The organism is Photorhabdus temperata, from assembly GCF_025384845.1.
Taxonomy (GTDB): domain Bacteria; phylum Pseudomonadota; class Gammaproteobacteria; order Enterobacterales; family Enterobacteriaceae; genus Photorhabdus; species Photorhabdus temperata.
This window is the reverse complement of record NZ_JAJAFX010000094.1, coordinates 1-7,753: the sequence shown is the minus strand read 5'-3', so window position 1 is coordinate 7,753 and position 7,753 is coordinate 1. Positions and strand designations below refer to the sequence as shown.

General features: G+C 45.6%; 5 protein-coding genes. All 5 read right to left on the bottom strand.

What is annotated here, in order from left to right:
- Nucleotides 1-221: 221 nt before the first annotated feature.
- Nucleotides 222-1,181 (bottom strand): hypothetical protein, encoded by a 960-nt coding sequence (locus tag LGZ99_RS22645; RefSeq protein ID WP_023046505.1) that lies wholly within the window; start codon nt 1,179-1,181, stop codon nt 222-224.
- Nucleotides 1,178-2,146 carry a hypothetical protein gene (locus tag LGZ99_RS22640; protein WP_023046506.1) on the bottom strand — a complete coding sequence of 323 codons (969 nt, stop codon included), beginning with the start codon at nt 2,144-2,146 and terminating at the stop codon, nt 1,178-1,180. The genes LGZ99_RS22645 and LGZ99_RS22640 overlap by 4 nt, the downstream gene beginning before the upstream one ends.
- Nucleotides 2,143-5,157: a toxin VasX gene (locus tag LGZ99_RS22635; protein WP_262979657.1), complete on the bottom strand. Its 3,015-nt coding sequence runs from the start codon at nt 5,155-5,157 to the stop codon at nt 2,143-2,145. Before LGZ99_RS22635 ends, LGZ99_RS22640 begins: the two co-directional genes overlap by 4 nt.
- Nucleotides 5,154-6,380 carry a DUF4123 domain-containing protein gene (locus LGZ99_RS22630; RefSeq protein WP_262979658.1) on the bottom strand — a complete coding sequence of 409 codons (1,227 nt, stop codon included), beginning with the start codon at nt 6,378-6,380 and terminating at the stop codon, nt 5,154-5,156. The genes LGZ99_RS22635 and LGZ99_RS22630 overlap by 4 nt, the downstream gene beginning before the upstream one ends.
- A 2-nt stretch (nt 6,381-6,382) precedes the next feature.
- A partial coding sequence (gene tssI / locus LGZ99_RS22625; RefSeq protein WP_262979656.1) for a type VI secretion system tip protein TssI/VgrG occupies nt 6,383-7,753 on the bottom strand: 1,371 nt, incomplete at its 5' end.

The following is a 7,753-nucleotide window of genomic DNA, read 5'->3' as shown; positions in this document are numbered from 1 at the left end:
ATTTACCTAACTTGCATAATCATCTAAAATCACGAATGCAGAGATATTAAAGTTTTTATATAAAGGGTGGAGTTAACTGAATAAATTAAACTTTTCAGAAGGAGAGTTAATCTCATTTAATCGAAAATTATTAACCATTAATAGAGAATTGAAAAGAAATCAGTACGTAAAATAACATTATCCGAACAGATGGGTATTTAAGTGCTTTCTCGCTGGTTATTTTATGCTTCATCAGGGGGACCTAAGCGATCCAATTCTGCCAAAATCAACGGAATTTGTGTGTCTAAATCCGCAGGTCTTTTATCTTTACTCCACCAGATAAGGGGTCCACGGCGTTTATAATCCACTTTACTGACTGCTTCTTTGCCGTTTAATAAGAATTTCACCATAAAAGCCACTGCTAGTGCTTTATCATTGCCACTGCTTAAGAAGGCAAAAGTATAGCTGCTGACGTTAGGGATAAAACCACGCCCGATAAGTTGATTGTTTTCGTCCAGCCCGTAGACTTTGAGGAACAGAATATTAGTTTTTTCTGCCATACCTACTTGTGGATAACGGGCGGCATAGGCTTTGCCTTTATACCAGGTGTAAAAAATCTGTCGTTCACGGTCGATAATTAACGGTGCTTGACGGCGTGAAAAAAATACAGCCCATACGAAAGGTGGAATAATCAGCAGATAAAGCAACAGGAAACCTATGTCGACTTTAAAAAAATAGTCACTGTATAGATAATAGTTATAGCGGTAATGTAAATATTTTCTTAGGGAAATTTCTTTATCGTTACCAATATAACGGGCATTTTCCATATAATCAGGTAGGTCATTACGTAGATAAAATTCTTCACCATATTCCTCTTTTACTAAATTGACCCATTGATGAATACCTCTCTCATCATTTTTACGGTCTTCGATAAATCCGTTAATATTTAGGATAAGGCTACTAATGATCCCTAATGTTACTGGGATTAGATTAATGCTCCTAAAACGACGTTGTGGATTACGGATATGACACTCTTTATTATCAAGGTAGTCCAGTATTTCTACGTGCTTAATGGTTTCTTCACCCTTAATATCTGGTGGTGCTGCCAGAAGCTCTTTTTCCCAACGAGCCAGCCGTTTGGCTGGCAATGGATGAATAGTTGGAAACCACTTTTTAAGTAAGCTTTTTAATGCTGCTTTCATTCGGAAAGATCTTCATCAGGGGGACCTAAACGATCCAATTCTGCCAAAATCAATGGAATTTGGGCGTCTAAATCCGCGGGTCTTTTATCTTTGCTCCACCAAATAAGCGGCCCACGGCGTTTATAATCCACTTTACTGACCGCTTCTTTGCCGTTTAATAGGAATTTCACCATAAAGGCTACTGCCAGCGCTTTATCATTGCCACTGCTTAAGAAGGCAAAAGTATAGCTGCTGACGTTAGGGATAAAGACACGCTCAATAAGGTTATTATTTTCATCCAGTCCGTAGACTTTGAGATACAGAATATTGGTTTTTTCCAGCATACCTAATTGTGGATAACGGGCGGCATAGGCTTTGCTTTTATACCAAGTGTAAAAAATCTGTCGTTCACGGTCGATAATTAATGGTGCCTGTCTCTGCCAGAAAAATACACAATAAACAAAAGGTGGAATAATCAGTAGATAGAGCAGAAGGAATGTCATATCAGTTATGAAAATATCATCACTATATTCATAATAGTTATAACGGTAATGCAGGTATTTTCTCAGGGAGATTTCTTTATCATTGCCGATATAATGGGCACCTTCCATATAATCTGGCAAATCATTGCGTAGATAAAATTTATCGCCATAATCTTTTTTCACTATATTAACCCAATGATGAATATTTTCCTCACCACTTTTTCGTTCTTTTATAAAATTATTAATGTTAAAAATAAGACTGCTGATAATCCCTAATGTTACTGGGATTAGATTAATACTCCTAAAACGGCGTTGAGGATTGCGGATATGGCATTCTTTATCATTTAGGTAGTCCAGTATTTCCACATGTTTGATGGTTTCTTCATCCTTAATATCTGGTGGTGCGGCCAGAAGTTCTTTTTCCCAACGGGCCAGTCGTTTGGCTGGTAGTGGATGAATAGTGGGAAACCATTTTTTGAGTAAGCTTTTCAATCGCTTCTTCATAATATGCGCTCTCCATCAAAACTGCCCTTAATGGTATTTTCTGCTGTGAGTTCTTCTCCCCATAGATAGCGCATAGGGGCGATGACATTTTCTGATTGTTCATAGTACCAGTACAATTCGCTACTGCGGGAATAAACGCCCATTGTTTCCGTGACTGTTATCTCCAACGTTGCGGTATCGCCGTTCAGGGTCAGTTTGGCCTGCTCCTGAGCTTCCTTAAATTTAGTGTTACGGAAGGAGTCAGGGAGATATTTGCGGCGGTTAATCTCAATATAATCGATTTTTCCTTCCCAATAATAGGGAGTTCTAGGCGGAGTCACAAAAACCCTGCGGATATTTGAGAGACTCATCTGAAAAGCAGGCAAAGTAAAACGATAGGTCGTGACGCCAACTCCCTGCTGTATTTTCAGTTGTGGCTGAATAAACAGATTTAAAAATTCCTGGTTTTCGATAACAAAATGATTTTGGGTGTTATTGCTCATTTCTCTGGCTGTTCTAAGTTGTATTAAAATGGTTGGTCTTCCATCATCACTCCAAAAACCATACTTTTTCCCTGCCCCCCAAAAACAGTTATTCAGCACTTTCTCCAAATCTGACCAGGCACTGCTGGCCTGGACAATACTGCCACCGATAAGCAAACTGGCTCCCGCAGCCAGCCATGCCAGCAGTCCTGCTGTCATGACGGAGCCGGCGGCAAAGAAGACTAATCCTACCGTTGTTAGGATAATGGTACCTGTTCCGATAGCGATATCACTGTAAGCCTCTACACTATTACCTACTTTGAAAGCGTTATTCGCGTCATAGAAGGAGATAAGTGCACTTAAGTAGCCTGCGACACTGCCGGCAACACGGGAGAACTGATTGACCATGGCGATATTGACAGCAGGCACTTTTATGCCGTTCATCAGCACCTTCACTATGGGTGAGTTCACCTTACTCGCCAGCGTCGAGCCAATAGAGGTCAAATCGGCACTCATACCAATCACCGCGGTACTAAAGCGCAGCAGGCTCATATAGGACGGTCCGGGCTGTAACGGGTTGTTGCGGGCATATTCTGTCTGCATAGCCACATCCGCCAGGGTAAAGGCATTCAGAAACAGGCTGACGCCGGTCAGTGAGGAGTCAAACAGTAAGCCTATGGACGGTTTACCGGCCCCGTCTAAGGTAAAAAGCTGAACCGGCGAGTCTGCAAGGGTCTTAACTTCCGGCAGGGTTATCACCGGTTTGTCGCCGAGTGATCCCAGACGTTTGCTCCAGTTAATTATTCGCTCCCCAATAGCCTGTGTCTGTACCGCTGGATCTGGCAGGTGACGATTTGTTTTCGATTCCAGCCGTTTAAGCACTTCCTGATAACTCTGTTCACTGAGCGCCACCCGGCCATCCGGTTCAATTACCACGCCCAGCGTAGATAACAAGGCGGGAACAAAGTGTTGGGTTATCCGGTCAATGGCTTTCTGGGGAAGTTGCCGGACGTAATTTGCCCCCTGATGAATCGCCTGACCGGGATCAGCACAGACGGTTGCCAAAAATGTCCCCATGCCCAGCAGAATATTATCGACGCCGCGAATAAACTGGCTCTTAAGCATCGGTGATTTGACTTTGTCGTTATTCAGTACGGTGATAATACTGCCGGTAATGGTGCGCCAGAAGTTGCCATCCCCGTTGCTGTCCGACTCTTTGGCGGCAAGTTTTGCCAAAACCTGTTGGCCGGGGCGGGAAGATTGCAGGTTGCCGAGCAGACCGGAGAGGATTTCACTGAAAAATTGGAACTCCTGCGCGTCTTCTTCTTCCCGCGCCTCTTTTTCATCTTGCAGTGAAAAGAAGTAGTGAAAGTAATTTTGTAGCCCGCCGACCTGATAACTCAGCTCCGGGGTGTCCGCGAAAGCTTCAAACAGTTTCATCAACATCGCCTGACGGACTTCAAAGTCTTGAGTGGTTTTTTTCAGTTTCGGCCAGTCGTTATCCCAGCGGTCCTGATTGATACTGTCATCAATTTTCTTTTTCAGTTCCGGGTTTTTGGTCGCTTTGAGCCTTTCGACATAGAAACCGATGGTCAGCGGGTAGATATTGGAGGCGTTGTAGCTCTGTTGCCACAGATGCAGGATAGAGTACGCTTCGGCGATATCCCGCTGGCGGCCCACCGGGTCATGCAGAATAACAATCCGTGCCTGTTCGTGCAGGTGCAGATAACCGTTCATTTCCCGGATAATTGTGTCGGCATCCATTTCGTAGCTTTCCTGTGTGGTCAGCGCATCAATCCTGACGGTCGCCAAATCCAGTTCATTGATGTCTTTTTCCATGATGGCCTTGATGTCGGCAAACTGCTCCTGGCGGATTTTGTAATCGACGATGAGCTTACGGAAGTACTTGACTGAAGCTTTAACGGCGAAGGGAGACTGCTCCTGTTCAAGATTGATGAACTGCATGGTTTTCTGCCGCAGTTCCAGGCTGCCGTTCATTTTATCCAGTACTGAGGAGTGCCACGGATGTTCGCTGTAGGCGATACTGATATTGATGACATCTTTGGCGACAAACAGGAATGGGTGACCTTCGCCCCGAATGCCCGGCTCAGGGATCAGCCCTTCACTGGCGTCTTTACGGTTGAGGAACCTGTATTTTTTAAATTTCTCAACCCGCTGTTTTTTGCCGTTAACCTCTTGCTCCGACACGCAGTATTTAAAGATATGCAGGAGGCCCCGGGCTTTGCTGCCGCGAGCGGTAAGCGGGGCTTCTTCTTTGATATATATCCAGCCGGGCCGCAGGAGGCGGGCGGCGTAGCCTTGGGTCTTCTCGATTGATGTGGAGAACATCAGGGTGTGGATATCGGGGGGTGCCGCTGGTTTTTCCAGCTCTTTGCCGAAAAAATTCACATAAGCATAACGAACCGGGTAAATCGGTTTAATGTCGCAGTCACAGGGCTGAACATAATTATCGACTTCAAGATTTTGCGGGAACAGCTCGTAAGCTTTTTCTATCAATTTGTCGAAGCGGTCCTGAATGTCAGTTGTCATAACATTTCCTTGGTTGTCAGTGTGTCGCACTGTTCAAAAAGTGAATGTGCCCGTATTGCCTGTATTTCTGTTTGCGAGCCGGTTGATTCCCAAAGCTGTTGCCAGTGAACTTCATCATTTGGCATTAAACACTTGGCGGCAACGTAATAGAGTATGGCCCGCTGTTGCGTCAGGCCCTGTAAATAGGCCAGATTAGTCTGCTGTAAAACAAAAGCAGGCAGGGTGTTTTTATTCACCTGACAGCGTTCAGCCAGATTTTCATTAATAAAGTCAATGGCTTTAAGTATGTGGCGTTGCTGCGCCTGTTGATCAAAAAGTTCACATAAGCGGCGATTGAGAGTAACAGGCGCGGGTTTTGCCTGTCGGATGTTTTCAGTGAGGGTGATCATGTGATGGGTATCCGGTTCATCACCATAGAACCACACGGTATTAATACCCTGCATAAAATGGGCTAATGGCCCGTCAGATAGGGTATTAAGCAGTGTCGTCAGTGTGTTGGGGTGATAAAAACGAAAAAACGACCACGTCTGAGTCAGTTCGTTTTTCAGATAGGCAAATTTGCGCAGATGATTTAACACTATTTCAAAAGGCTGCCCGCTCTGAATAAACAGGCTCAGTTTCGCCCGATTATCGGTATTCATCATGTATCGCTGTAGTTCTGGCGGATTGTCGCTGTCTTTACTCAGTTCAACCAGATAAGGCGCGCTGTCTTCCAGTGAAACCTGGGTTTCACCTTTAAATAACCCTTGCCAGCGTAAAGAGGAGGCGAACAGATCAGGAATGATAAATCGCCCGGTCTGTTGATAGACCGCCGCATCAATCACTGCGTAGAGATGCTCGTTATCTTCACAAACTGGCCTGTCAGTGGTTTGTGTCAATATCAGATCACCCCGCACGGCGGGAATAGGGAGATCTAAATTTTCCTGTTGGACAACTATAACGGGTTGTTTATCACTTATCTGTGGAATATGCCGTATCAACCGTAATTCAGGCTGGGGGCTTTCCTCCAGATAGGTTTGTAAGGAGATGATCGCTTGGTCTTGACCGTTTGTTATTCCCGGGCCAATAACGTAATCCCACAAATGGGTTAATGCCTTATGTTGAGTCGGGGCATAGATTAACGCCTTAGCTGAGTATTGTCCGGCAGGATGGTGTTCATTACCCATCGCCTGGTAGGTGTAATTGGCCACCCAGTAATCATATAAATCAAGCGAAGACGGCATTTTCACTCTGAGGTTTCCTTCTGTGCATCGGCTTTTCCTTTGCAATCCTGAGCAATGGGCTGGCCTTCATTGGCCGCACCGGTCAATGTGGGTACGGTACCTGCACTGCCGCCTTGCACTACCACCGGGCCTTTTAGAAAGATGTTGCCGTTTAATGTGATGCCCTGAGCATCCAGGGTGATGCTGCCGGCTTTACCTTTGAGGATCAATGTATCGCTGGCTTGCAGGGTATGTATTTTGGTGTGTGAGTGAATGCCTTTAACGACATTTAATTGGTAATGGCCTTTGATATCACTCTGTTTATTTTCACCAATTTGTTGGAAATGGGAAGCGTAGATCTCTTCTTTCCAGCTATTGTTAATCCGCGTGATTTTGTCTTTCTCAATGGTTTCGAACTGATTTTTATCCACCTGAATATGTTGTTCATTCATGATACGGATAAATTCGTCATTGCCGATTTTATGCCGACGGTCGTTCATGACCGTGTGGCTTTCGTCGTGATCTATTTTTTGGGTTTTATCGTGGTTAATTTGGATCAGCTGGTCACGTTGAGCATGGATATAGATCTCTTCCCGCTCTTTTTCATCCTCAAAACGCAATTCGTTAAAGCCATTACCTTTATGGGTTTTGGTTCTGAAGGTGGTGCGGGTCTTTTCCGCCGGTAAATTCAGCGGCGGACGGTTAAGCGCGTTATAGGTACATCCGGTAATAATGGGGCGGTCAATATCGCCGTTGAGATAGGCGATAATCACTTCCTGGCCGACTCGCGGTGTGGCCAGAAAGCCAAATCCGTTGCCATTCCAGCCTTGTGCTACCCGTACCCAGCAGGAAGCCTGGTCGTCAGGCGCGTCGTAACGGTTCCAGTGGAAGTGAACGCGAACCGCCCCCTCTTTATTCACATAAATTTCTTCCGTGCCCGGCCCGACAACCGTGGCGACTTCATCGCCGTCAGCCAGGGGTTTATAGCGGTAGGGCGGACGCCAGTCGTTGCGGCCGGGAATAAACCGGGTCTGTGAGTGGAGGGTCGTGCCGGCTCCGCCATCACCCAAAACGGCGGGCACATGCCCTTTATGTTGGGAAGAGACGACTTGCCAGCGGTCGTTCATGGCGTCAATCGGGTGGTGGGTTAATGTGAAGATCCTGCCCGGCATTAATCGAATACAGTTACTGTCCGCTTGCCCTGATTTGCTGTCGGCACGTAAAGCTTCCAGCCGGTACTGGGTAAATGGAATGCCCTCTTTGTCTTTTTGAAAACGCCCGTAACTTTCGAAAATGTGAAATGGCGTGCTGTTTTCTGCTGCAAAATCTGTTGCGTTATGCTGCAAGGCATAATTGGGGTTGTGGTAATTTCGGTCTTTTTGGGTGAGGGATTC

Bases quoted from the DNA above. Each gene is read 5' to 3' on its own strand.
- LGZ99_RS22640 (WP_023046506.1), bottom strand. From the start codon at position 2,146: ATGAAGAAGCGATTGAAAAGCTTACTCAAAAAATGGTTTCCCACTATT.
- LGZ99_RS22635 (WP_262979657.1), bottom strand. From the start codon at position 5,157: ATGACAACTGACATTCAGGACCGCTTCGACAAATTGATAGAAAAAGCT.
- LGZ99_RS22630 (WP_262979658.1), bottom strand. From the start codon at position 6,380: ATGCCGTCTTCGCTTGATTTATATGATTACTGGGTGGCCAATTACACC.
- LGZ99_RS22645 (WP_023046505.1), bottom strand. From the start codon at position 1,181: ATGAAAGCAGCATTAAAAAGCTTACTTAAAAAGTGGTTTCCAACTATT.